This window comes from Picosynechococcus sp. PCC 7003 (genome assembly GCF_001693255.1).
In the GTDB taxonomy this organism is placed as follows: domain Bacteria; phylum Cyanobacteriota; class Cyanobacteriia; order Cyanobacteriales; family MRBY01; genus MRBY01.
This window is the reverse complement of record NZ_CP016474.1, coordinates 2,652,892-2,673,743: the sequence shown is the minus strand read 5'-3', so window position 1 is coordinate 2,673,743 and position 20,852 is coordinate 2,652,892. Positions and strand designations below refer to the sequence as shown.

At 51.4% G+C, this 20,852-nt stretch carries 19 protein-coding genes; 10 read left to right on the top strand and 9 right to left on the bottom strand.

The features are described from left to right. Positions 1–34 precede the first annotated feature (34 nt). Genes AWQ21_RS12655 through AWQ21_RS12630 form a run of 6 tightly spaced genes read left to right on the top strand, consistent with a single transcriptional unit; the run spans position 35 to position 3,637 of the window. On the top strand, positions 35–1,471 hold the full coding sequence (locus AWQ21_RS12655; protein WP_065714851.1) for a cation:proton antiporter: 1,437 nt from the start codon (positions 35–37) through the stop codon (positions 1,469–1,471). Further along, positions 1,468–1,857, top strand: a complete 390-nt coding sequence (locus AWQ21_RS12650; protein WP_065714850.1) for a cation:proton antiporter — start codon at positions 1,468–1,470, stop codon at positions 1,855–1,857. The genes AWQ21_RS12655 and AWQ21_RS12650 overlap by 4 nt, the downstream gene beginning before the upstream one ends. After that, complete coding sequence (locus tag AWQ21_RS12645; RefSeq protein WP_065714849.1) at positions 1,854–2,105, top strand: hypothetical protein; 252 nt, start codon at positions 1,854–1,856, stop codon at positions 2,103–2,105. Before AWQ21_RS12650 ends, AWQ21_RS12645 begins: the two co-directional genes overlap by 4 nt. A gap of 5 nt (positions 2,106–2,110) precedes the next feature. Beyond that, positions 2,111–2,395, top strand: coding sequence for a monovalent cation/H(+) antiporter subunit G (locus AWQ21_RS12640; protein WP_041443973.1), 285 nt, complete (start codon positions 2,111–2,113; stop codon positions 2,393–2,395). Then, positions 2,382–2,978 (top strand): DUF4040 domain-containing protein, encoded by a 597-nt coding sequence (locus AWQ21_RS12635; protein ID WP_065714848.1) that lies wholly within the window; start codon positions 2,382–2,384, stop codon positions 2,976–2,978. The genes AWQ21_RS12640 and AWQ21_RS12635 overlap by 14 nt, the downstream gene beginning before the upstream one ends. Then, positions 2,975–3,637, top strand: a complete 663-nt coding sequence (locus AWQ21_RS12630) for a Na(+)/H(+) antiporter subunit B (RefSeq protein WP_065714847.1) — start codon at positions 2,975–2,977, stop codon at positions 3,635–3,637. The genes AWQ21_RS12635 and AWQ21_RS12630 overlap by 4 nt, the downstream gene beginning before the upstream one ends. Before the next feature lie 9 nt (positions 3,638–3,646). Here the strand turns inward: AWQ21_RS12630 and AWQ21_RS12625 are convergent, their stop codons facing one another. The 5 genes from AWQ21_RS12625 to AWQ21_RS12605 all read right to left on the bottom strand — a co-directional run bounded on the left by AWQ21_RS12625 (position 3,647) and on the right by AWQ21_RS12605 (position 8,797). After that, the gene (locus tag AWQ21_RS12625; RefSeq protein WP_065714846.1) at positions 3,647–5,116 is read right to left on the bottom strand and encodes a TM0106 family RecB-like putative nuclease; all 1,470 of its coding nucleotides are present in this window, start codon (positions 5,114–5,116) and stop codon (positions 3,647–3,649) included. Between the two features lie 81 nt (positions 5,117–5,197). Then, on the bottom strand, positions 5,198–5,977 hold the full coding sequence (locus tag AWQ21_RS12620; protein WP_065714845.1) for an ABC transporter permease: 780 nt from the start codon (positions 5,975–5,977) through the stop codon (positions 5,198–5,200). 74 nt (positions 5,978–6,051) lie between these two features. Continuing rightward, entirely contained in the window at positions 6,052–6,744 is a 693-nt protein-coding gene (locus AWQ21_RS12615; RefSeq protein WP_065714844.1) for an NrtR DNA-binding winged helix domain-containing protein, read from the bottom strand. 47 nt (positions 6,745–6,791) lie between these two features. Beyond that, positions 6,792–8,132, bottom strand: coding sequence for an OB-fold nucleic acid binding domain-containing protein (locus AWQ21_RS12610; protein WP_065714843.1), 1,341 nt, complete (start codon positions 8,130–8,132; stop codon positions 6,792–6,794). Between the two features lie 350 nt (positions 8,133–8,482). Next, a complete protein-coding gene (locus tag AWQ21_RS12605) occupies positions 8,483–8,797 on the bottom strand; it encodes a hypothetical protein (protein ID WP_065714842.1) in 315 nt (104 codons plus the stop codon). Here AWQ21_RS12605 and AWQ21_RS12600 point away from each other — a divergent pair. After that, positions 8,785–9,456, top strand: coding sequence for a pseudouridine synthase (locus AWQ21_RS12600; protein WP_065714841.1), 672 nt, complete (start codon positions 8,785–8,787; stop codon positions 9,454–9,456). The two genes, AWQ21_RS12605 and AWQ21_RS12600, sit on opposite strands and share 13 nt — an antisense overlap. 100 nt (positions 9,457–9,556) lie before the next feature. Here the strand turns inward: AWQ21_RS12600 and AWQ21_RS12595 are convergent, their stop codons facing one another. Together AWQ21_RS12595 and AWQ21_RS12590 are read right to left on the bottom strand one after the other, a co-directional pair. Continuing rightward, positions 9,557–9,757 (bottom strand): hypothetical protein, encoded by a 201-nt coding sequence (locus tag AWQ21_RS12595; RefSeq protein WP_065714840.1) that lies wholly within the window; start codon positions 9,755–9,757, stop codon positions 9,557–9,559. A 152-nt stretch (positions 9,758–9,909) separates the two neighbouring features. Further along, entirely contained in the window at positions 9,910–10,989 is a 1,080-nt protein-coding gene (locus AWQ21_RS12590) for a RuBisCO accumulation factor 1 (protein WP_065714839.1), read from the bottom strand. A gap of 126 nt (positions 10,990–11,115) precedes the next feature. On the opposite strand from AWQ21_RS12590, the gene AWQ21_RS12585 reads away from it, so the two are divergent. Further along, a complete protein-coding gene (locus AWQ21_RS12585) occupies positions 11,116–11,946 on the top strand; it encodes a BMC domain-containing protein (protein WP_157094764.1) in 831 nt (276 codons plus the stop codon). 49 nt (positions 11,947–11,995) lie between these two features. Beyond that, positions 11,996–13,498: an MBOAT family protein gene (locus AWQ21_RS12580; RefSeq protein WP_065714838.1), complete on the top strand. Its 1,503-nt coding sequence runs from the start codon at positions 11,996–11,998 to the stop codon at positions 13,496–13,498. Here AWQ21_RS12580 and AWQ21_RS12575 read toward each other — a convergent pair. Then, complete coding sequence (locus AWQ21_RS12575) at positions 13,495–13,842, bottom strand: c-type cytochrome (protein ID WP_065714837.1); 348 nt, start codon at positions 13,840–13,842, stop codon at positions 13,495–13,497. The genes AWQ21_RS12580 and AWQ21_RS12575 overlap by 4 nt on opposite strands. Positions 13,843–13,876: 34 nt before the next feature. Continuing rightward, positions 13,877–15,664 carry a phosphodiester glycosidase family protein gene (locus AWQ21_RS12570; protein ID WP_065714836.1) on the bottom strand — a complete coding sequence of 596 codons (1,788 nt, stop codon included), beginning with the start codon at positions 15,662–15,664 and terminating at the stop codon, positions 13,877–13,879. 439 nt (positions 15,665–16,103) lie between these two features. Here AWQ21_RS12570 and gltB point away from each other — a divergent pair, with 439 nt between their 5' ends. Then, positions 16,104–20,741, top strand: coding sequence for a glutamate synthase large subunit (gltB, locus tag AWQ21_RS12565; protein WP_065714835.1), 4,638 nt, complete (start codon positions 16,104–16,106; stop codon positions 20,739–20,741). Positions 20,742–20,852: the final 111 nt, after the last annotated feature.

The window sequence follows — 20,852 nt, the reverse complement described above, 5'->3', positions numbered from 1 at the left end:
TTAAGGGGGTGCTAATTTAGGGAGGACAATAACCATGAATGAATTGACCATTGGCTGGGTAATTTTTCCCTTTGTCGTGGGATTTAGTATTTATCTACTACCAAATGTTGATCGTTATCTGGCGATTTTCGTTTCTATTTGTTCGCTGATCTTTGGCCTTGTTCAAATTTTTCAGCCGGAACCCTACAGCCTCAAGCTCCTGGGAATGTATGGGGTGGATCTGTTGGTGGATGACCAGAGCGGCTATTTTATTTTGACCAATGCGGCGGTGGCGATCGCCGTGACGCTTTACTGCTGGAAAAGCGCTAAGAGTGCCTTTTTCTTTACCCAGTTGGTGGTTTTACAAGGGGCCCTCAATGCTGTTTTTGTCTGCGCCGATCTGATTAGTCTCTATGTTGCCCTGGAGGCCATTAGCATCGCGGCTTTTCTGTTGATGACCTACCAGCGCACCGACCGTTCCATTTGGATTGGTCTCAGGTATTTATTTCTCAGCAATACGGCGATGCTGTTCTATCTCATTGGGGCAGTACTGGTTTACCAAGCGACAAAATCCTTTGCCTTTGCGGGTCTGGCTGAAGCGCCCAATGAGGCGATCGCCCTGATTTTTCTCGGCTTACTCACCAAGGGAGGCGTCTTTGTGTCGGGGCTCTGGTTGCCCTTGACCCACTCCGAAGCAGAAACCCCCGTATCGGCAATGTTGTCTGGTGTTGTGGTCAAAGCGGGGATCTTTCCCCTCCTGCGCTGCGGCATTTTGGTGCCAGACCTGGATCTGTGGCTGAGACTATTCGGGATGGCCACCGCCTTGCTGGGGATTACCTTTGCCATTCTCGAAACCGATGCCAAACGTTTACTGGCCTTTAGTACCATCTCAAAATTGGGATTATTGCTCTCGGCACCGGCGGTGGCGGGTTTGGCGGCCCTCTCCCATGGTTTAGTGAAATCTTCTTTATTTTTGATGGCGGGTCAATTGCCCACCCGTAATTGTCAGGAACTCCGTCAAACCAAAATTTCTCGCAGCCTGTGGATTCCCTTGGCGATCGCCTGCCTGTCGATGGTGGGCATGCCGTTACTGGTTGGGTTTAGCTCGAAAGCCCTACTGTTGAAAAATATTGCGCCTTGGCAGGAAATCGGCTTAAACATTGCCGCTGTGGGTACGGCCCTGGCCTTCGCCAAATTCCTATTTATTCCCCAGGATGCCGCGACAAAATTTACCGCCAAAAGCGCGACGTTTTGGGGGGCGATCGCCTTTCTATTCAGTGGTGTCGTCCTCGCCAATGGTTTTTATCTCGAGGCCTATCAACTGGAAAATATCCCCAAGGCCTTAATCAAAATTGCCATTGGTTGGGCGTTGTACTGGCTCATTATGAAGCGCATCGAGTTCAAGCTTCCCCGGATCTTCGAGGCGTTTGAGCAGTTGATCGGCGCCATGAGCGTTGTCTTAACTGGATTATTTTGGATGGTGACCCTATGATCGGCATTCTCGATATTTTTCTAATTTTAATGATCTGGTTTCTGCTCACAGCAGACCTGAGTGCAGCCAATATTCTCATCGGCGTGCTCATTGCAATCTTGATGCCCGGCAAACGCTTTGATGGGGCTCAGATTAAAGATTGGCTCCATGTGTTTTGGGAAATTATCATTGCGATTCCCCAGGCCTATTTCGAAGCCTTTGAAATGATTTTTCGCCCCCATCTCTATGAAACAGTCACCATGGAGCGGGTGAAACCAAATCGGACTCCAGGCTTAATTTTTCTCGATATTTTTCTCATTACCTTTACCCCCAAAACGATCGTGCTGCATTACCACAAAGACGGTTGGTATGAAGTCCACCGTGTGCAAAGGAGGAAACTCAAATGACCTGGATTTTTGGTGCGATGATCGGCGCGTTACTGCTCCCGATTTATGAGGCGATACAGGATGAAGATATTTGGCAAAAGCTCCTGGCCTTCGCCAGCATTGCGAGTAAAACCTCGGTGATGATTTTGGTGATTTCGGTGCTGCGGGATGACTGGACGGTCGGGGTGGTCGGTGTCTTAATTTTGTGCGTCGGTAATGCGGCGTTAATGCTACTAGCTCACATTTTGAGGCGGGTGAATTTACCATGAGCACTTTGATCAATATCCTCAGCTACGGCTGCATCATTGTGGGGGTGATTTTCTGGTTTTGGGGCACTGCTCCCCTGCTGGGTAATCGTTCTGTACTGTTTAAATTACATACTTTGTCGGTCTCTGACACCTTGGGGTCGATGGCGATTATGGCGGGGCTACTGCTAAAAATTCCCCGGGAATGGCCCCTGCTGATTTTGGCAATTATTGCCCTAGCGATTTGGAATACGGTGCTGGGGTATGTGTTGGCCTATTGTTCGAGTCGTGGAGGTGGTGATGAGCGGATCTAATTTTGACTGGTTTGTGGGGGCGATCGCCTTATTGTTACCGGTGACGGCAGGATTATTGGTCGCCCAGAAAAATCCCTACTATGCGCTGGTGATTCGGGGGATCCTGGGGGCGATCGCCGCGCTCCTGTACGCGATGTTCGGGGCGGCGGATGTGGCCTTAACCGAAGCATTGGTGGGGACGATGCTGTCCATTACTCTGTATGCGGTGGCCGTGCGTTCCTCAATGAGTCTGCGTTTAGGGGTTTTGGCCACTGGCACAGATACGGTTAATCTCATCCAAAAAGTCAACCCGCTGCTCAAGCAGGTGATCAGCAAATATCATTTACGCCTGGAACCAGTGGTTTTTGAAGATACCCAAGTCCTGGAGCAAGCCCTGGCGCAGAAAGCTGTGCACTGTATTTTGCGGGTAGATGGCCATGATCAAATCCAGATCCTAAAAACCCGTGTGCCACGCCTCTATGAAATTTTTAAAACCTCGGCCTTGACGGACGTGATCGAACTGCAACTGCTGGAGCTTCAGCCTGCCCCTGATGTCGTTGGGCAGTCGTCGCCGCAATCCCTTATGGAGAATCATCAATCATGAAGTGGGTCTACCTTGCGTTTGGTATTTCTTTATTTGTGAAAATGCTCGTCTTCCCGAATTTTGCCATGGAAGGGGAGATTGGGACGATCGCCGAAGTGGTGGCCGCCGAAGCGGGGGTCCCCAATGCCGTGTCGGGGATTATTTTGCGCAATCGCCTTTACGACACCGGCTTTGAAGTGATGGTCTTTACACTGGCGATCATGGGTGTGCGTTTTTTGCTGGCCGACGAACACCCCTCAAAGGAAGTCAAGCAATTTACTGATTCTCCCTCCATTGTCCTCGCGCGGTTGGGGGCGACCATTGCGGCCCTCATTGGGATTGAGTTGGCCATTCGGGGACACCTCAGCCCTGGTGGTGGTTTTGCCGCTGGTGTTGCGGGCGGGACGGCCATTGGCTTGGTGGCGATCGTCTCTTCACCCCAGTGGATGGATGCCATTTATAAAAAGTGGAATGCGGCGATTCTTGAAAAAATTTCGGTGCTGATCTTTTTTCTGTTCGCAGCTTTGTCTCTGATGGGCTTCCAGCTACCCGATGGTGAATTTGGCACATTATTTAGTGGCGGTTGGATCACAATCCTCAATGTCATCGTGGCGGTCAAGGTTGCCTTGGGTTCCTGGGCGGCGATTTTAATGTTTATTCGCTATCGCGGTTTACTGTAGCCTACGGGATCAGCGCAATACCATAGTTTTTTGCTGGGATTCGAGGAAGGTGGTGATCCATTGTTTGAGGTGATGGGTTGCCCGACAGTCATCTTCGTTGTAGCGGACAATGGCCTCTAATAATTGGTGATCGCCCGTTTCTAACCACTGGTCATACCAACAGACGGTTTGATCGCCGCTGACCCCCTGTTCACGCCATTGGTAGCCAAGGCAATTGGCCAGAGCCTTGAGGGAATAACTTTCGACGGGAAACACAAGGTATTTTGTCACCCATTGGTGGATATCCATCAGGCGACCCACAATTTTCTGGAGTTGCTGGGGTGGCGTGCCGTATTTTTTCCCCAGGCGATTGAGGGTGTCCCGTTCATAGGGGGAAAAATGGAAAATCGGTGCTTCGGGAAATTGTGTGACAAACTCCACAAATTCTTGCCAAATCTTGCCTTCTTCCTCCAAAGTTTCTGCCACAAAACCGTAAAATTTTTCCCGTTGGTTTTGCTGATCCACGAGATATACCCCCAAAAGATAATCGACATTGCGGTCGGGTTCTGCCTCGATATCAAAAAACAGTTCGACGGTTCCCTGGGGAATGGGCTGGGTTTTGTTGGGACGATTGATGCGCCAGACGACTTCTTGGTGGACGATGGCCCGCGCCTGTTGTTGGAGCTGCATGGCAATATCCGCCCCCAGGTGTTGGCCCAGGTGTTTGGGGGAAGTTTGGGCGAGGGATTCGAGGGTGTTGACGCCGATGCCCTGGAGGGATTCGTAGCGGTTGGGAGTGACGCCGGGTACAAGGGATAAATGGTTATCGGCTTGGGCGATCGCATAGCAATGGTTGTGCCAAGAGCAGAGGTGACAGCGTTGCCGGGAAATAAACACTTCCGGCTCTAGTTCGGGTAATAAAAGGTTAATGCAGTCGGTGACCGTCTCCTGGAGTTTGTCGGCCCAAAGGTCTACGTCAACGCGGTGGGGACGGCGGGCCCGCAAAATGAGTTGGGTTAACCGGGGCGATCGCCCTTGGATCGCTTCCAATAAAAAAGAGTGGAACATCGCCACCAACTTATATTCCGGCTTGGGTTTTTGGCCTAATTTGACACTGACCGGTCGATAATGCCATTTCCCCCAACGGGAAGGGCCGGGTTGTCGCAATAGGACTGTAGGTTTCCCCACTAAAGTCAACTGTTCAATGGGGGTGCCGGGCCACTGGTCAAAGTGATAGAGCAAGACCCCCCGATAAATGCACTCGACCCCCGCCGCCATCAGTGCTTCTGTTTCAGCGGCACAGGTTTCCCAATCGTCGGCTTCGGGTTCGTGGTAGGGGCGTTGGCCTAGATATTCCTGAATTTGGCGTTGGTTTTCTTTACGTAATTTTTGGAGAAAATCTTTTTCGGATGTCTGCTCAGTGCGATCGCCATACAGGTCTAAAAAAGCCCGACGTTCACACCGCTTAAAATTCAACAACAGATCATCGCTCAGTAACATGTAGCACTCAGAATAAAAGAATCTCCTTGGAAAATAACATATCCCCCTGACCTCGGGCTGCGTAAATCTTTGCGGACTCCCTTAACCTAGAGGGGATTGGTGAAACAACAAGAGCGATAAAAAGAAATCCAACATAAAAATGCCGATCCAAGTCGTTACCACCGCCGAGGTGGCAGAGCGGCCTACCTGTTGTGTGCTGCCGATGGTCGTCAGGCCCCAACTGCAGCCGATAATCCCCACCAACAGCCCAAACAGAATCCCTTTGACACCGATATTAATCAGATCCCGGGGTTCCAAAAAAGTCTGTACGGACGTTAAAAAATTAATCGGCGCGAGGTCATAGAACTGGTAGGCGGCCCCAGTCCCCCCGATCACCCCCACCACCAAGGCAAAGACCGTTAAAATCGGCAACATTAAACAGCAGGCCACCACCCGGGGCATCACCAGATAATCAATGGGATTAGACCGGAGCATATAGAGGGCATCGATCTGTTCGGTGATTTTCATCGAGCCTAATTCTGCTGCAAAGGCCGAACCCACCTGACCCGCAATGATGCTTGCTGTCAAAATCGGCGCCAGTTCTCGACAAAAGGCGATCGCAAATGCTCCTCCGACAAAACTTTCTGCCCCAAAGGTAGTGAGTTCCCGCGCGGTTTGGATCGTGAAGATCATCCCCCCAAAAAAAGCGACCAGAAGCACAGGTACCAACGCCTTCGGCCCCGCCGTTAGCATTTGTTCCGTGATCTGGTCTCGCCGGAGCTTCCCTTGCAGAAGACGCCAGAGCACCTGGCCTAGTATTAAACTTGCACAGTAAAGCCGATACCAGAGAGTCGGATCGCGTTTTTCCTCGATGGGTTCCATCTACTTTTGGCGATCGCCTTCAATCATTATGCGAATCTGATGTGCAAAGCTGACGAACTAACTCCAAGTTCACCCTAGAGTTCAAAATTGAAGCCAGCCTCCTTGAGCCGTTGATATTTCGCCTCATCAAAGGAATAGAGACGCGCCGCTCGGTGGGCAACCCCCGTTTGCAGCTCATCTAATTTAATCAAGAGATCCATTTTAAGGATTTTGCGCCGGAAGTTCCGTTTATCCAGTTGGGTTCCCAAAATCTGCTCATAGAGTTTTTGTAGTTGGGTCAAGGTGAATTTGCGCGGCAGCAACTCAAAGCCGATGGGTTCATAGCGGAGTTTACCCTGGAGTCGCTGGGTCGCCACATCAATGATTTGTTGGTGATCAAAAGCGACATCGGGCAACTCATCCAGCGAGAACCAAGCCACGTCATCAGCATCGGTTTGGGCATGGATCGGATGATCCTCTAGGTTAATCAACGCATAATAGGCCACGGTAATGACGCGATCGCGCGGGTCCCGATCCGGAGCCCCAAAGGTATAGAGCTGCTCTAAAAAGATTTTCTCGACGCCGGTTTCTTCCCGGAGTTCACGCATCGCCGCTTCTTCGAGGGATTCATCAAGGCGCACAAAGCCTCCCGGCAAGGCCCATTCTCCTTTGAAGGGTTCAACCCCCCGCTGGATCAGCATCATTTTCAGGGTGTGTGTGGCGTCGAGGCCAAACACAACACAGTCAACGGTAACGCCCGGTTTTGGATATTCGTAAGTGTAAGACATAGGATTTATGGGTTTTATGGGTTTCTTTTAAAAAGTAGAAGTAATTGTTAGCTCGCTTGGGCCTGGGGAATCAGGTTTTCGCGGTAGACATGGAAGCCCCCTTGTCGGAGTGCCAAGAGGGCCTGGTGATCGTCCTCCACCCAATAGTCCTGCCCAAGGCGAATGAAGGTGCGATCGCCACCTCTTCCGACGATCACGATCACCGGGATCCGCCCCCGCTTCTTCTTATCCCCAGCCTGCTGCGACAAAATTTGCTTCAGTCGTTGCTGACTCTGGGTATGATGAAGCTCACTCGGAGAGAGGCGAATCATCAACATTCGTACCTCTTCAATGGGTTCGAGATCGTCCACAATCAATTGCGTCCGATCATCTTTTTGTTGCACCTTACCCCACACAATGACGCGGCTATCAAGCTGCAAGAGTTGTTCAACTTTTTGATAGGTGCGGGGAAAAACAATCCCTTCTACTTGACCCGAAATATCTTCTAATTGAATAAAGGCCATGGGTTCGTTATTAGCCTTCGTAAAAATCTTGCGCATATCCGTCAGGATCGCCACGGCGCTGACTTTTTTATTGATGTGATTGGCGATCGCCGTGAGGCTAATGGGCGATAAAATTGGCGAAATCGTTGACCGCAGCTTTTCTAAAGGATGCTCAGAAACATAAAATCCCAGCAATTCTTTTTCTTGCCGGAGCTTTTCTTCTAAGGTTAAATCAGCCACTTTTGGTAAAATAGGGGCTTCGTCAAATGCCGTTGCCGTATCCCCCAGACTTTCAAATAAATTCGTTTGGCCACTGGCCTTTTCCTTCGCCTTCAACTGCGCCCAATCGATCATTAGATCTAGACCCTTCAGCATTGCCTGGCGATTATCATGGAGCGAATCGAGTCCACCACAGGTAATTAAAGTTTCTAGGGCACGACGGTTCACAACCCGCAAATCTAACCGGGAACAGAGGTCAGACAAACTTGAGAAAGGCCCCTCTTCCCGTGCCGTTAAAATGGCATTAATGGCATTTTCACCAAGGTTTTGGACTGCTGACAAACCAAAACGGATCCCTTCACCCACGGGCTTAAAGTCCAGGTCTGACTCGTTAATATCCGGTGGCAAGACCGGAATGCCCATCCGTTCCGCATTTTCTCGATATTTGCGGACTTTATCTTTATTGCCACTGCTGGCACTGAGCAGTGCCGTCATGTATTCAACGGGATAGTTCGCCTTCAGATAAGCAGTCTGGTAGGTGACGTAGGCATAGGCCGTTGAGTGGGATTTATTAAAACAGTTAGCCGCAATCAGACCCTGACCCAATAAAAAATTATGGTCTTGACTGAGTCCAATATCATAGGTCGGCGCATGGCCAACGAACTTGCGGCGAATGATTTTAACCAAAACTGTGAGAACCTTAGGTCGATATCAACCCTATTTTATATAAAAAAAGTCATATTTTTCAGTTTTGTCTCCGCCCACTCCCAAGCGACAGAGGCCCACTGTATTCCGTTACTTTATCTCTTTTGTAAAGAGAGTCTCCGCATTTTTACGGAATTACAGAGGGTCAAGAGCTAATTGTTTTATTTTTTAGTTTGCGCAAACCATAAGGCAATGAAAAATTCCCTTTTTCGATAGTTTAGCTTTAAATTTTAAGCCTTGCTACGGCGACATCATAAACAAACTTTTTCTAATCTTTAAAAAAGAGAGAGAGCTACTCCATGAAAACTTTTCGTTTTTAACAAAAATGGGGTTCAGCCATGGGATATGGCAAAGGGAGATGACGACATCGCAGGGGCAGGAGAAGTTTGGGGGGCAAAGAATTTCCGTAAACCCCATTTAATCAGGCGCTCAATGATGACTGCTGCAACCAAAATCAGAAAAATAAAGGGCATGAGCAAAAGTAAGCCGAGGAGAGGATTTTCACCTGCTTTTGTTTCAGGAAGCGCCGCCGGGGTAGTGATCAGGGGACTGGGTTGGGTTTCCTGAAGTTGGATTTTTTCTGGTGTCTGGGAGGTGACTTCGGGCATGATGTTAGTAGTCATCTCTTGTTCTAATGCAGCACTCATACGTTTTGCTCCACAAGCCTTATAACGTCCTTTGTCAGTTTACTGATAATAGCCCCCAAGGGTCACAGCGGCAAACGTTGAAGGATTTTGTCCCGGTGCCAGATATTTACTCTGTGGGTCGTTTAGATCTAGATAGTGAAGGGCTTTTGCTACTGACCAATGATGCTCCTTTAAAGCATTATCTATGTGAACCGAAGTTTGCCCACCCCCGCACCTATTGGGTACAGGTCGAAAATATCCCGGATGGGCAAGCTTTAGCACAGCTACGCCAGGGGGTGATGATCCAAGGGAAAAAAACGCGACCGGCGATCGCCAATCGTTTGACCTCGGAGCCAACGGTACCACCACGAGATCCCCCGATTCGGTTCCGGAAAAATGTCCCGACAGCCTGGCTAGATCTGACCCTAACGGAAGGACGAAATCGCCAGGTGCGCCGCATGACGGCCGCAGTGGGCCATCCTACGTTACGCCTCATCCGTGTGGCCATGGGCACAGGCTCAGCTAGATTGACCCTCACTGGTTTAGGGCCGGGGGAATGGCGTTATTTGACAACGACAGAGATCGGGGCCTTGCAAGGTTTGGTAAAAAAGGCCAAGCCGCGCCAGCGATCGCCCCACAAAAAAATAGCCAGCCGCACACCGAAGGGAAAACGCCGCTGACTATCCTGGTCTTGAAAGATGTCTGGAACTAAATGATGAAATTTTGAGATTTATTGGCGGTTGTCCACCAAGCTTCTTTGGAGATATTCACCCGACTCACTTAATAGGCGAGGGTCTCTAGGGTTTCCTTGAGGTAAATGGTGACTTGCTGATCGACGCTGAGATTTTCAAGGGCGAGGATTTCGCAGTGGTTCACATACCAGCGTTTGAAACCAGAACTGCGGGCGATCGCCTGCTTCAGGCTATCCCAAATGGCGTGATCTGGGGATGCTTCAGTGTAGGCAGTGGTCGAGTGCGGCATTTTTCACCTCAGGAATAACGCTCTGTATCTCATACTGTAACGCAATCGTTTAGAAAAGTAATGCTATCTAGTACACCGTTAGAGAGAATTTTCAGACAAAAATTTCAGCGCTAAATGGATGGAAATTAAGGTAAAAGTAGCGCTTTTTGGGCCTAATCGTCCATTTGCCAGGGTTCTCGGAGGTTATTCTCATCAAGAATTTTTTTCGGGCGCATCACCAAGAGGACTTGGCCTAAAATTTTGGCGATCGGTGCTTCGGCAAACCAACCCAATGCCACTTTACCGTCGGCATCCACCGCAAAGTAGCTGTTGTCATTCCAGGTGGTTTGTTGGCGATCCAGTAGAACCAAAACAGGCTCTGGCTTGCCGGGAATGGGCTGGGGCAATTGATCGGTTTGGTGGAAGATCACCACTGGATCCCCCGCTGTAAGCACGTTTTGCCAACTGGGTAGCGGCACCAGGCTTGTCTCTGCGGTAACTGTCACGAGATTGAAAGGGGACGCTTGCTTCAGAGGAGGTACTGTCAGCAGGCGATCGCTTTCTAGGGGCAAAGATCCCGCCACCGGAATTAACAGGGGGACATTGGTATCTTCGTCGTAACGGTAGAGGGGGAGGAGTGGGGCCGCCTTGGTGGGGCTGATGGTGAGGTCACTGAGGAGTTGCTCAATTTTCTGTCGGGCTGTCGCGGAATGGGCAAACTTTAACCCCTTGGCGATCAAGCGGGTGCGGTCCTGTAAATCTTTTTTTTGCTTGGCCGAACGCCAGGCTTGGTAGGCAACGGCGTCCCCAGGGTGCTCTGTAAAACCATCAGGAATCTGAGGTAAGCGGGCAAACTCTTGCATCGCCCGGGCCAGTTCCTTCGCCCCATCAAATTCAAGGCTTTTGGTCTGGCAAACTTGGGCGGCGATCGCCCTTTGGCTGTGACTGAGGATCCGTAGCTCGTACAGCACATCAGAACGGGGGCCGCGACAATAGGCCAGCAGATCCTCCGGGACACCACTGCTTTCGATGCTTTGGTACACCTGGGCCGCCACAATGATCATATTTTGCTGCGCTGTCTGGAAACCCGTCCGCTCAAAAATTTCCTGGGCGCTGTGGCCCGATTGCTGAAGTTGTTGGCAACCAACGCCCCACTCGACCCAAGTCCCTTCTTTGTGGAGCAGTGACCGGAATAAAGCGTCCGTTTCTTCAGGGGAGAGTTTGTGTTCTGGAGATTGCGGTTGTCCAATCATAAAGCCGAATCAAAAATGGAATAACGTAAAATGATAGGTAAATCAGTATTTGCCCGATAAACTTAATCATAAAGCGAGTTAATCATAAAGCGAGACTGTTCTAAACCGATCCTTCCCCCAGTTCCTATGAATTTTCCTGCCCGTCGGCAACCCCTCCGCCAACCTCCCCGCCATGTGCATCCGTTTCAGGATTGTGCCTTGGGACTCGTTTCTACTAAAAGCTTCCCGGCGATCGTGGGCACGGCGGACATGATGCTCAAGTCAGCGGCAGTCACCCTTGTCGGCTACGAAAAAACTGGGGGTGGCTATTGTACCGCCGTGGTTCGGGGGAAAACAGCGGATGTCCGTCTCGCCGTCGAAGAGGGAGCCCGCACCGCTGCTCAGTTCGATCAATATGTTTCTAAATTAGTTATTCCCCGACCTTTGCCAAACCTCGAGGCCATTTTTCCCATTGGGAGTCATTTGGCAGAAATTGCCCAACAGCAACGGGGCTATAGTCGCCTCAGTAATCGTTCCATTGGCCTGCTAGAAACCCGTGGTTTTCCGGCGATGGTGGGGGCTGCCGATGCGATGTTAAAGTCTGCTGATGTACAACTGGCATCCTATGAAACCATTGGGGATGGCCTTTGTACGGCGATTATTCGCGGCACTGTTTCCAACGTGGCGATGGCCATCGATGCGGGTATGCATGAAGCGGAACGGATCGGGGAACTCCATGCGGTGATGATTATTCCGCGACTGCTAGAAGATCTAGAACACACGTTACCGGTGGCAGAATACTGGCTGGATAAGGCAGAACCAATGCCAGACCTCGTGAAGGAAAAAGCACCGCAGCGCATCGCCCTACCTGAGCTAGAACCGGTATCGGCTCCTTTGATTATTGAGGCGGAACCAGAAATTGAAAAGGCCGTTGAAGTAGAAATTGTGGAACCCTTTGATCCGGGACAGGGCTATTAATTCCGGGACAGGGCTGCTATGGTGACCCTGATGTTTTTCTGACGAACTGATGAGGCTGGTATCCTTCGGCTATGGCTGTTTCCTCCTGGGAACGGTGATGAGCTATTGGGGCTTGGGACGGTTTTGGCCACCATTGCAACGCTGGTTGCTGCTCCTGGCGAGTGTCCTGTTTTATGGCCTGCTACAACCGCAGTTTTTACCATTGCTGCTAGGTTTGACGGCCTTAAACTTCTTTTGGGGGAAATTTCTTGCTCGCCAAGGTCCAGCAGGCGATCGCCCCCAGTCTTTACGGCAAGCTTTTCGGTTGTGGCAATGGCAGCCTGGGTATTGGTTGGGCTTGGGGATTTTTCTGAATCTGGCGGTGCTTTTTGGGTTTAAATATATTCCTTTTACCCTTGAGAATTTAGCCTGGCTCTGGCCTCTGCCTGGACTAGAACAATGGGCGATCGCCTTCCAAGAAACACTGATTGCGCCCCTGGGGATTTCCTTTTTTACCTTTGAATGTATTGCCTACCTGGTAGATGTATACCGGGGTGCGCCCGCTGCCCAATCTCTCTTGACATTCGGTAGTTACAAACTGTTCTTCCCCAAACTCCTGTCGGGGCCGATTACGCGCTTTCATATTTTTGCGGGGCAGGGTCGTAGAACTGCAGGCTTACTGCTCGACGAAGGGGTCGAAGGGCTATGGCTCATCGCCAGCGGCGCGGTGAAAAAAGTCCTCATCGCGGACAACCTGGGGGTTTTTGTGGAACTCTGTGCCAACAACCTCGAACGGGCGGGCAGCGGTGACCTATGGCTTTTTATCTTGGCCTATGGTCTCCAGCTTTATTTTGACTTTAGTGGCTATGTGGATCTAGCCTTGGGCAGTGCGAAATTACTCGGTTTTCAGCTCCCCGAAAATTTTGATTTTCCTTATTTTTCAACGAGTTTGGCAGAATTTTGGCGGCGTTGGCACATCAGCTTAGGGGATTGGCTACGTAACTATCTGTATTTTCCCCTGGGGGGATCCCGGCGGGGTTTGGGGCGCACCTGTGCCAATCTTTTTGTGGTGATGTTTTTAGCCGGATTATGGCATGGGGCCGCCTGGGGTTACGTCATCTGGGGCTGTCTCCATGGTTTGGGCCTAGGAATTCATCGACTAGGGCAGTGGTGTGCGAGGCGCTGGCTGTGGTTAGAGCGTTTTTGGGCGTCGCTACCCGGAATATTTGGGGCATGGCTCTTGACCCAGGCGTTTGTGTTCTTGAGTTGGGTTCCCTTTCGCTTACCCGATGGGCCCCGCGCTGTGCTAGTTCTGCGGCATCTGTGGCGTTATCCGGGGGATCTGCAATTTACCCAAAAAATTTATTTGGAGGGGCTTGGTTTGGAAAGACCTGGTTTTTTGGTGTTGTTGGGCTTGCTCTTGTTGGGGATGGGGGGAACTTATCTGGTGCAGCGCCAGTGGCAACTCCAACTAAATTGGGGCCTCAAAGTGGCGCTAATTCCCCTCTGTTTCTACGGTATTTTGATTTTTGGGCCGGAGGGGAATATTCCTTACATTTACTTTGATTTCTAAGATTTCCAGTTGGTTTGGGATTGCTGGAGAACGTACTGGGAGACGGCCTGAATTTCTTCGGGGCTGAGTTTGTCACCGTAGGCGGACATGTTGCCTTTGCCCTGGGTGACGAGATTGGCGATCGCCTCTACAGAGGTATAGCCATTTTTCTCCATCGCTCGTTTTTTGAGATTTTTGCCGCGCCGGACAATGTTGCCACCGTTGAGATGACAGCCAGCGCAATGGGCCTCAAAAATCTGGGTTCCCTGGTCGAGATCGGCACCAAAGGCAGGGGTTGCCAGGAGGGGCACCAGCAACAGAACGATCATCACAAAGACAATGACTTGGACAAGGCGTTTATTCATCGGTAATTTGGGCGAGGATTAGCGTGCGTCGGTTCTATTCTAAAAACAAGCCGATGCCGTTGTTAACCCGTCCGGCGGTGCTTGGGTGGCGATCGCTTAAATTAGCACCGATGGCGAGGGCCGAGGATCCGCCTCCATCTAAATTCAAGGCATCCGTAGCCCCCATACGCCGCAGAATATTCGCCCATTCGTTGAGGGTTGCCCCTGCTGTTTCTTCTGCTGCGCCATGGAGAGTCACCAGGAGAATTTTGTTGTCTCGGGTTCTGGCGATCGCACTACGGGAAGCCGATTGGATATTAAAGGCCGTACTAAATTGTTCTGCCTGACCATTGAGGACGACCTGGCCATTTTTCAGGAGGAGCGGGCCACCGCCGACAATATTCGGGAACGAAGCAAAACTATTGGGAGTAAATCTGGGTCGCCGTTCTAGGGTTACGCCCACGGGGAATTTGGCCGCACCGGTGCGAAAGGAACGAAACACTAATAAATAACCGCCCTGGGGGATTTCATAGCTATTTTGGCCCGCTTTCCCCGCCGTTTCTTGGCGAATGACCTGGTCGCGGCCCCCGGAGGTCATCACCGTCACCACAATTTCATTATCAACGGCTGTGGTGTAACGGCTGCCCCAGGCGCGGTCATACAGGGCGGCCCCGGCTTTCACGTAGCCGCTATTAATCAGTTCAACACTGACCTGTTCACCATTGCCCGCAATAATATCGGTTTCGACTTTGAGGCGGTCAAATTCCCAGCGGCCCGTATTGTCCCAGGCCACCGCCCCCCGATTGAGAATCGGCCCCGAACGCAAAGCTCGGTCTCCTTGGACAATCCCCAGGGGATACTGGTTATTTCGGTTAAAAAAGCCCGCATTAATGGCGGCGATCGCCTGATTAGTTTCTGATTGGATCAACAGGGGCGCTAAGCCCACGATTGTGTTGTTTTCTGGGGTGATCGGCTTGAGCTGGAGTTGCCGTTGGGCGGGGTCAATTTCGAGCCAAGTCACCCGCACAGGCCCAGAACTGGCCGCAACATTTTCCTGTCGCCACTGCACCCCAGGGAGCCATTGCACAGACCGATTTTGATTTTCCGGTTGCGATCGCAGATCCACCACCAAACGGGGCGGGTTCGCCAAACTAAAGACCTGGATCTCTGGGGTACCAGCCTTAAACACCAGTTCCGTTAAGCCATTGCTATCTTTGAGGGTAAACGGCAGTTCGTTGGTGCTTAGTTGTCCCCTGAGCCGTTGGGCCGTCGCCCCATAATCACTCTGGAGCCGCAGTTTTGTGGGGGTCACCTTTTGCCAGAGTATGGGCCGGTCTAGATCAATTACTAAGCGCGTCCCCCAGCTCTGTCGCCCCTGCCGGACGCTCAAAATTTGCCCCTTGGGGGTCGTTAGTTCCAGGACATTGCCGTTGGGCCGAGCCTGCCATTGCTGCGCTGCGGCTAGAGTGGTCACATCCAAATAACGGTAGGGGGTCGCAAAGCGGATCGGCAATTGGTAGGGGGTATTGTCAAACCAGGTGACGGCTTGCTGCCCCAAATCGAGGCCATTGCCCAATTCCATCCCCAGGGTTTTTTCTAAGGTCATCGACTCAATCCCCAGGCGCACAGTGCCATTTTCCGACCACTGGGCCCAGGCTCCCCGGAGGGTTTGACCATTGAGACGAATTTGACTGCCCTTTGTTTGAATTTGGGTATTAAGACTTACGGGATTGGCGATCGCCCGTGGGCTTGCCAGATCTCCCACCAGCAAATTAGGTGCCCCAAAACTGAGTCCAAAACAGCCCACTGTCCCCAAGAACCATTGCCAACGACGTAATCCCATCAAAGCCCACTCTTTCCTTACAACATCAACAAACACTGACTTTATCCCGGAGGAAATGTTTCACACCCCTCAAACGACCGTTCTTAAACGGTATTCCCTATTGTTAAATGAATTTATTTCCTATAATATTGCTACGCTGTCTTTAGCGTAGATTTTGTCAAGTTAGAAATTAAAGAGAGTTAACGTCAGCCCCTGGGGAAATGCAGTCGCTAAAATCCTGCCCAATGCCGCGAATGACCAGCAGTGGATAGAGATCATCGTCCCCAAAACTTGACGTTCGACAAAATATCGCTATTCTAAATAAGCCCAACGGAGATTTCTAGTCAAGCATTTCCCGTGGGTTCGTGTAGAGGCAAGTCGTCCCCAAAAATGCGTCCCCTCCCCACAGCACACCAGGTTTTTTCTACCCTAAAATTCCTAACCTATGGACCGAGACATAATGAACCATCAAGGCACCTTCTCCCAAAACAATAATAATCAAGAAACAACAAACTACTACACCGGTCCCCGTTGGCTTGTGGAAGAACGGGATGCCTGTGGTGTTGGCTTTTTGGCCTACAAAGATGGTCGCAAAACCCATAAATTAATTGAACAAACCCTGACGGCCCTCGGCTGCATGGAGCACCGGGGGGGCTGTACCGCCGATCGAGAATCGGGTGATGGTGCAGGGGTGATGACGGCGTTGCCCCATGAATTATTTGCCGAGTGGTTCCAGGCAGAGGGGATTACCCAACCGGAGCCCGAAACCTATGGTGTTGGGATGGTGTTCTTACCCCAGGCTGAAGGGGAATGCGCGGCGGCAAAAGCGTTAGTTGAAGATATTCTGACCCGTCGTCAATTTAAGATCCTAGGGTGGCGGGATGTACCTGTGGCTCCGGAAACCTTAGGCATTCAGGCCCGGGAAAACCAACCCCAGATGAAGCAGGTTTTTGTGGTCTCGGAAAAGGGGTTGACTGGCGATGAACTCGATAAAGCCCTCTATATTGCCCGCTCGGAAATTGGGAAACACCTCACCGATGTCTTTTATGTGTGTACTTTATCCTGTCGCACCATCGTTTACAAAGGCATGGTGCAGTCGGAAGTCCTAGGCAAGTTCTACAAGGATTTGACAAACCCCCTCTATAAGAGTGAATTTGCGGTTTACCACCGTCGCTTTAGTACAAATACGATGCCTAAATGGCCCCTGGCGCACCCGATGCGTTTGTTGGGTCACAATGGGGAAATCAATACGCTCATTGGGAATATCAACTGGATGAAGGCCCGGGAAAATATTCTCGAAATTCCCGGCTGGGACAAAGAAGATATTGAAGCCCTCCACCCGATTGTTAACACTGACAATAGTGATTCTTTCAATTTAGATAGTGCGATGGAGCTGTTAGTCCGGGCTGGGCGATCGCCTATGGAAGCAGCGATGATCCTCGTGCCGGAAGCCTATCAAAATCAGCCCAGCCTCAAAGCGCACCCAGAAATCACCGATTTCTATGACTACTACGCCGGAATGCAAGAACCCTGGGATGGTCCGGCATTACTGGTATTTAGTGACGGCAAAACCGTCGGCGCAACCCTAGACCGGAATGGTTTACGCCCAGCCCGCTATTGCATCACCAAGGACGGTTATATTCTCGTGTCTTCGGAAGCGGGGGTTGTGGATGTCCTCGACGAAGACATTGTGGAAAAAGGCCGCCTTGGCCCCGGCCAGATGGTCGCCGTTGATTTCCAAACCCAAGAACTGCTCAAAAACTGGGAAATTAAACAGCGGGTCGCTGAAGCCCAGCCCTATGGCACCTGGCTCAAAGAAAATCGCCAAGTCCTTGAATCCCAGGATTTCGTTGGCGATCGCCAGCAGAACGAAACTGATCTGCTCCGGCTCCAAACGGCCTTTGGTTACACTGCCGAAGACGTCGAGATGATCATCAATGCCATGGCAGAGATGGGGAAAGAACCGACCTTCTGTATGGGCGATGATATTCCCCTAGCGGTACTGTCCGACAAGCCCCGTCTGCTCTACGACTACTTCAAGCAACGCTTTGCCCAGGTCACCAATCCGCCCATCGATCCCCTGCGGGAAAGCCTGGTTATGTCCTTGAATATGTACCTTGGGGAACGGGGTAATCTTCTAGACTGTGGCACTGAGGATGCCAAGGTACTTAAACTGAATAGCCCTGTCCTCAACGAAGCAGAACTGCAACGGGTACGGGATAGCCAACTGGGAGCCACGACCCTGGCAACGACCTATGCGATCGCCAATGGCCCCGATGGTCTCCGGGGTGCCCTAGAAAGCCTTTGCACAGCAGCAGAAGCGGCCGTCCGGTCTGGCAATAAAATTATTATCCTGAGCGATCGCGCTGACGGTACTGTCGATCAAGACCACAGCTTTATTCCACCTCTCCTGGCAGTGGGGGCAGTGCATCATCACCTCATCAGCGTTGGACTCCGCTTAAGCGCTTCCATTGTGGTCGATACCGCCCAATGTTGGAGCACCCACCACTTTGCCTGCCTGGTGGGCTATGGGGCCTCCGCCGTTTGTCCCTACCTTGCCTTCGAAGCCGTCCGTCACTGGTGGCATATTCCCCGGGTACAGAAACAAATGGCCGCCGAGCAAATTCCGGCGATGACCATTGAACAGGCCCAGGATAACTATCGCCATGCCATTGAAGCAGGGCTGCTCAAAATTCTCTCTAAGATGGGAATCTCCCTGCTCCAGTCCTACCACGGGGCTCAGATCTTTGAAGCGATCGGCCTCGGTATGGAAGTGATTAATGTCGCCTTCAAGGGCACCACGTCCCGGGTGGGTGGCATGACCCTTGCCGATTTATCCCAGGAAGGGATTGCGTTCCATAGTCGTGCTTTCCCTGAACTTTCCGGCAGTAAGCTGGCTAACTATGGCTTTGTGAATTATCGCAAGGGGGGTGAATATCACATGAATTCCCCCGAAATGACCAAGGCCCTCCATAAGGCGGTGGCAGCTTACAACGACGATCAGCAAGAAGCCTTTGATCACTACGGCAACTATCAGGATTATCTAGAAAATCGCCCGGCGACTGCGCTGCGGGATTTACTGGATTTCAAGAGCGATCGCCCGGCCATTGATCTCATTGAAGTTGAGTCCGTTGAAAGTATCGTCAAACGCTTCTGCACCGGTGGGATGTCTTTAGGGTCTCTCTCCCGGGAAGCCCACGAAACTTTGGCGATCGCCATGAACCGCCTGGGTGCCAAGTCCAACTCCGGTGAAGGGGGCGAAGATCCCGTCCGCTTTAAAATCCTTGACGATGTGAATGCGAGCGGTGATTCTCCCACCTTGCCCCACCTCCACGGCTTGCGCAACGGCGACACTGCCAACTCTGCCATCAAACAAATTGCCTCCGGCCGCTTTGGGGTGACTCCTGAGTATTTGATGAGCGGTCGCCAGCTAGAAATCAAGATGGCCCAAGGGGCGAAACCCGGTGAAGGGGGACAACTGCCTGGCAAAAAAGTCAGTGAATATATCGCGATGCTGCGGAATTCTAAGCCCGGCGTGACCCTCATTTCCCCACCACCCCACCACGATATTTACTCCATCGAGGATCTCGCCCAGCTAATTTACGATCTCCACCAGATCAATCCCGCTGCGAAGGTTTCTGTGAAGCTCGTTGCTGAAATTGGTATTGGTACCATTGCTGCTGGGGTCGCCAAGGCCAATGCCGATGTCATTATGGTTTCTGGCCATGATGGTGGCACCGGTGCCTCGCCCCTCAGTTCCATTAAGCACGCAGGTTGCCCCTGGGAATTGGGTGTAACAGAAGTGCACAAGACCCTCATGGATAATCAGTTGCGCGATCGCGTTATTCTCCGGGCCGATGGCGGTCTCAAAACCGGTTGGGATGTGATTATGGCGGCGCTCATGGGGGCCGAAGAATACGGCTTTGGTTCCATTGCGATGATTGCCGAAGGCTGTATCATGGCGCGGGTTTGCCACACCAACCAATGCCCCGTCGGGGTTGCGACCCAACAACAACGCCTCCGCGATCGCTTTAAGGGAATCCCTGAGCATGTGGTCAATTTCTTCTACTTCATCGCCGAAGAAATCCGTGCCATCTTGGCCAAACTTGGCTACCGGAGTCTCAATGAAATTATTGGCCGGGCCGATCTACTCAAACCCCGTGAAAACGTCAAACTCACGAAGACCAGCGGTCTTGTCCTAGATTGCCTGACCCGCCTCCCCGATGTCCGCGACAATCGCGATTGGTTGAACCATGGCGATGTGCACAGTAATGGCCCTGTCCTAGATGATGAAATTTTGGCAAATGCCGCAGTGCAGCAGGCTATCCGTGAACAAGGTTCCCTGAGTCAAGAGATCAAGATTATCAATACTGATCGCTCTGTCGGTGCCCGGGTTTCCGGTTTTATTGCTAAGCAGTACGGCAACGAAGGCTTTGAAGGAGAGCTCAAATTCAACTTCAAAGGCTCTGCTGGTCAAAGTTTTGGGGCTTTTAATCTTTTGGGAATGACCATGCACCTCGAAGGGGAAGCCAACGATTACGTGGGCAAAGGGATGAATGGTGGTGAAATCATCATCGTCCCCCCAACCCAGTCCCAATACACGGCGGCAGATAACGTCATCATCGGCAATACCTGTCTCTACGGTGCCACCGGCGGCACCCTCTATGCCAATGGTCGCGCTGGTGAACGTTTTGCTGTGCGGAACTCGAAGGGTAAAGCCGTCGTTGAAGGGACCGGTGACCACTGTTGTGAATATATGACCGGCGGTGTCATTGTGGTGCTCGGTGATGTGGGCCGTAATGTGGGCGCCGGGATGACCGGTGGCCTCACCTACATTCTCGATGAACACAACACTCTTCCTGAAAAGATGAATACAGAGATTGTGAGTATTCAACGGGTTGGTACCGCCGCTGGAGAAAAACAATTGAAAGATCTGATCACGGCCCACGCTGAAAAGACTGGCAGCCCCAAAGCCAAGGCAATTTTGGCGGACTGGGCCACCTATCTACCCCAGTTCTGGCAAGTGGTGCCCCCTTCGGAGGCTGATAGCCCTGAAGTCAATGTTAATGCGGCAGAAAAACAACTCACCTCTGTTTAATGTGAATTGTGTGAATTACGCCTAATTAACCAGCAAATCTCCCGGCAATCATCGGGGGATTTTTTTTGGCGATCGCCTGCCCCTCCAGCCACAAAAAAAGCGCACCATCAC

Excerpts from the sequence above, each read along its gene's own strand:
- AWQ21_RS12655 (WP_065714851.1), top strand. The coding sequence starts at position 35 with ATGAATGAATTGACCATTGGCTGGGTAATTTTTCCCTTTGTCGTGGGA.
- AWQ21_RS12650 (WP_065714850.1), top strand. The coding sequence starts at position 1,468 with ATGATCGGCATTCTCGATATTTTTCTAATTTTAATGATCTGGTTTCTG.
- AWQ21_RS12645 (WP_065714849.1), top strand. The coding sequence starts at position 1,854 with ATGACCTGGATTTTTGGTGCGATGATCGGCGCGTTACTGCTCCCGATT.
- AWQ21_RS12635 (WP_065714848.1), top strand. The coding sequence starts at position 2,382 with ATGAGCGGATCTAATTTTGACTGGTTTGTGGGGGCGATCGCCTTATTG.
- AWQ21_RS12630 (WP_065714847.1), top strand. The coding sequence starts at position 2,975 with ATGAAGTGGGTCTACCTTGCGTTTGGTATTTCTTTATTTGTGAAAATG.
- AWQ21_RS12625 (WP_065714846.1), bottom strand. The coding sequence starts at position 5,116 with ATGTTACTGAGCGATGATCTGTTGTTGAATTTTAAGCGGTGTGAACGT.
- AWQ21_RS12620 (WP_065714845.1), bottom strand. The coding sequence starts at position 5,977 with ATGGAACCCATCGAGGAAAAACGCGATCCGACTCTCTGGTATCGGCTT.
- AWQ21_RS12615 (WP_065714844.1), bottom strand. The coding sequence starts at position 6,744 with ATGTCTTACACTTACGAATATCCAAAACCGGGCGTTACCGTTGACTGT.
- AWQ21_RS12600 (WP_065714841.1), top strand. The coding sequence starts at position 8,785 with ATGCAGCACTCATACGTTTTGCTCCACAAGCCTTATAACGTCCTTTGT.
- AWQ21_RS12605 (WP_065714842.1), bottom strand. The coding sequence starts at position 8,797 with ATGAGTGCTGCATTAGAACAAGAGATGACTACTAACATCATGCCCGAA.
- AWQ21_RS12595 (WP_065714840.1), bottom strand. The coding sequence starts at position 9,757 with ATGCCGCACTCGACCACTGCCTACACTGAAGCATCCCCAGATCACGCC.
- AWQ21_RS12590 (WP_065714839.1), bottom strand. The coding sequence starts at position 10,989 with ATGATTGGACAACCGCAATCTCCAGAACACAAACTCTCCCCTGAAGAA.
- AWQ21_RS12585 (WP_157094764.1), top strand. The coding sequence starts at position 11,116 with ATGAATTTTCCTGCCCGTCGGCAACCCCTCCGCCAACCTCCCCGCCAT.
- AWQ21_RS12580 (WP_065714838.1), top strand. The coding sequence starts at position 11,996 with ATGAGGCTGGTATCCTTCGGCTATGGCTGTTTCCTCCTGGGAACGGTG.
- AWQ21_RS12575 (WP_065714837.1), bottom strand. The coding sequence starts at position 13,842 with ATGAATAAACGCCTTGTCCAAGTCATTGTCTTTGTGATGATCGTTCTG.
- AWQ21_RS12570 (WP_065714836.1), bottom strand. The coding sequence starts at position 15,664 with ATGGGATTACGTCGTTGGCAATGGTTCTTGGGGACAGTGGGCTGTTTT.
- gltB (WP_065714835.1), top strand. The coding sequence starts at position 16,104 with ATGAACCATCAAGGCACCTTCTCCCAAAACAATAATAATCAAGAAACA.